Origin of the sequence: Haematobacter missouriensis (assembly GCF_000740775.1) — a bacterium.
Taxonomy (GTDB): domain Bacteria; phylum Pseudomonadota; class Alphaproteobacteria; order Rhodobacterales; family Rhodobacteraceae; genus Haematobacter; species Haematobacter missouriensis.
This window is the reverse complement of the sequence record NZ_JFGS01000096.1, coordinates 1-976: the sequence shown is the minus strand read 5'-3', so window position 1 is coordinate 976 and position 976 is coordinate 1. Positions and strand designations below refer to the sequence as shown.

2 protein-coding genes are annotated in these 976 nt (G+C 62.1%); both read right to left on the bottom strand.

The features are described 5' to 3' along the window. Positions 1 to 518 (bottom strand): glycoside hydrolase family 108 protein (locus CG51_RS18775; RefSeq protein ID WP_035747640.1); only part of this gene is annotated, 518 nt, incomplete at its 3' end. A gap of 9 nt (positions 519 to 527) precedes the next feature. Next, the gene (locus CG51_RS18770; protein ID WP_143413017.1) at positions 528 to 947 is read right to left on the bottom strand and encodes a hypothetical protein; all 420 of its coding nucleotides are present in this window, start codon (positions 945 to 947) and stop codon (positions 528 to 530) included. Positions 948 to 976: the final 29 nt, after the last annotated feature.

Below are 976 nucleotides of genomic sequence, written 5' to 3'. Positions count from 1 at the left end.
GCCCCTTTCGCCATAGCCAAGGACTGTGCGCGGATATCAAGGATGCGACGCTCCCACCCCCGCCCGAAGGTCTGATAGCCCGAAAGCCCCCGCACGAATTTCTGCCGACGGTCGCACAGGCTCGCAGCGAGAGTGCTAGCAGCTTTTCCCTTCATCGCGGAGAGGGTGAGATTGCCCACCACGCCGTCCCGAGTGACGCTCAGAGTAGCCTGCAAGTCGCGAGCCGCGCGGGCCGGGCCACTGTTGACCGCATAGTCAAACATCGCCAAGTCCACGCCTCGGGGGAGGTCATCGCCACGGACCGTGTCCCAATATTGGCTGCGGTATATGCTCCGCATCTCCTCGTCGCTCATCTGAGCCACCGGGCGCGGAGAGTGCCCCTGCGTCCGCCGCCACGCATCATACGTCGCTTGGGTGACCCCCCGGTAGGTCTTGCCCCCCGGATCGTCTGGGTGATCGCTGTACCCTCCCTCCCACCTGAGCGTGTGGGAGAGGCAGGCGTTGAAGTTGCCCTTCATGTGACCCTCTTACGGCTTGCGCTGTGGTCCCGGGTCAAGCCGGGTCAGGATTTCGCGTATCAGTCGGATATCGGAGGTGAGCTGGCTCAGCTCCTTTCGCGTGTCCTCCTGAGCCTTGCTGTCGGCTGCGCGCTCCTGTTCCTGCACGGTCATGCGGTAGCGGAGATTGTCGATAGACCGAGACTCCGCCTCCACGCTCTTAATCCGCTCGTCCAGACGGGCGCTGGACGCTGTAAGGTCAGCCAGCCTCTGCTTGTGGAGGTCTTCATGAGAGGCGATCCACTGCTCCACGCGCTGTGTAAAACGTCCGTGTTGCAGCACCACTCCACCAACAGTGATGGCAAACATTAACAGCGCGAGAATGGCCGTGATGTTGATCTCGTTCTTCCATGTCGGTCGTGTCATGCCGCCCTCTGATGGTTGGTCCATGGGAGTTCTCCGTGCTGGAATGGTCCGCC

Coding starts and splice junctions, on each gene's coding strand:
- CG51_RS18770 (WP_143413017.1), bottom strand. CDS start 947: ATGGACCAACCATCAGAGGGCGGCATGACACGACCGACATGGAAGAAC.